At 61.9% G+C, this 1,495-nt stretch carries 1 protein-coding gene and 1 pseudogene; both read left to right on the top strand.

Going from position 1 to position 1,495, the window contains the following annotated elements; genetic code table 11:
- Positions 1–43 precede the first annotated feature (43 nt).
- Positions 44–217: a hypothetical protein gene (locus ABT116_RS45610; protein WP_351647015.1), complete on the top strand. Its 174-nt coding sequence runs from the start codon at positions 44–46 to the stop codon at positions 215–217.
- Positions 218–545: 328 nt separating this feature from the next.
- A pseudogene (locus ABT116_RS45615) lies at positions 546–1,495 on the top strand (hypothetical protein); the annotation flags it as partial.

Here is a 1,495-nt window from a genome sequence, read left to right on the forward strand (position 1 = left end):
ATGGTCGCGCAGGTAGGCGACCCGGGCGACCGTCTGTGCAGGGGTGGCGTGGCTGTTCTTCAATGGACCGCTGGAAGGTCAGGTCTTGTGGTCGTTGAATCGAGAACACGGTCTGACGGTCTCGGATCTGATGTCGCTTGTTGCCTTCGGCATCGCCGCTCGTGGTTGGAATCAGGTCCGTAAGGTCCGCGAAACTGTCGACGCCGATCGCTACTGACCTGCGAGCTCACCTCAATTGAACGCCACGATTCGGACAGAAGTTTCGACCTGGAGCACAACGGTCGGCGAATCGGGCACAATTACTGAGTATGTGGTGGATTGTCGGAGGCGTACTACTCGTATGGGTCGTGTGTTCCATTCCGATTGCCATCCTGGTCGGACGCGGTATCGCGCGCCGGGACCGCGCAGAATTCGACGGCCGAAATCAACAGTGGGCCGACGAGGTTGTCAGGTCGATCGAGAAGCAATCGGATCAGGACAATGCCGATCGGCGTAAGCCACCACTGATCAGCTGACCAGCTGGATTTTTTCGGAGGTGAGTGGGCGTGGAACTTCCATCCGATACTCCCGACGACGTCGTGGCTGCGGCAGCCGGAGGGCCCAGGGTTCCGCAGTTCGATCCCACCGTGGGTATTCCGGTTATTCCGCCTGGGGGCGATGCTCCCCACAGGTTGGTGGTCATCGGCGATTCGCTGTCGCAGGGATTTCAGAGCGGGGCGATCTTCAATACCGATCTGTCGTTTCCGGCGATCATTGCTCACCAGCTGGGCCGGCTCGACCAGTTCCGCTTTCCCCGTTACGGCGGCCCGGGCGGGCTTCCACTCAACATCGAACTGCTGCTCCGCACCCTCGAAGAGCGCTTCGGACCGCGGCTCGACCTCTGGGAGGTTCCGCTCGCGCTCTTTGCTGCACGTGCCTTCATGGACGAGGTGGAGGACTACTGGGAACGCGGACCGGGCAGCGAGGCGCCGACTTTCTCTGCCATCAATCACAACCTTTCGGTGTACGGGTGGGACCTTCGTGATGCTCTGACCAAGACTGCGCAGGGGTGTGAGGCAGCCCTGCACGAACCACACGACGACCTGATCAGCCAGATCGTCGAGAACAACGGCGAGCGTGCCGCACTGAGAGTTCTGCCGCGAGGCTCTGAGGCAGAGAAGCGCATGACGGCGTTCGACGCAGCAGCGGAGCTGGGCAAGGAAGGCATCGAAACTCTGATCGTCTTCCTCGGTGCCAACAATGCGCTCCGCACCGTCACCGAACTCCGGGTCGAGTGGAGTGGCAACAACTTCCGCGACCCGGACGGAAAGCGCGACTACACGGTGTGGCAGCCAGTGCACTTCGCGTCGGAGTACGCCGAGGTGCTGGCTGCGATCCGCAAGATCAAGGCCCAGCACGTCATTCTTTGCACGGTCCCGCATGCCCTGGCGTGGTCCTTCTGGCTGGTCACCCAGCGCCACGGGCACGAGGGCGGGTTCGGTGGCGGAGAAATGGG

Source organism: Streptomyces sp. NPDC002130 (assembly GCF_040296465.1).
Taxonomy (GTDB): domain Bacteria; phylum Actinomycetota; class Actinomycetes; order Streptomycetales; family Streptomycetaceae; genus Streptomyces.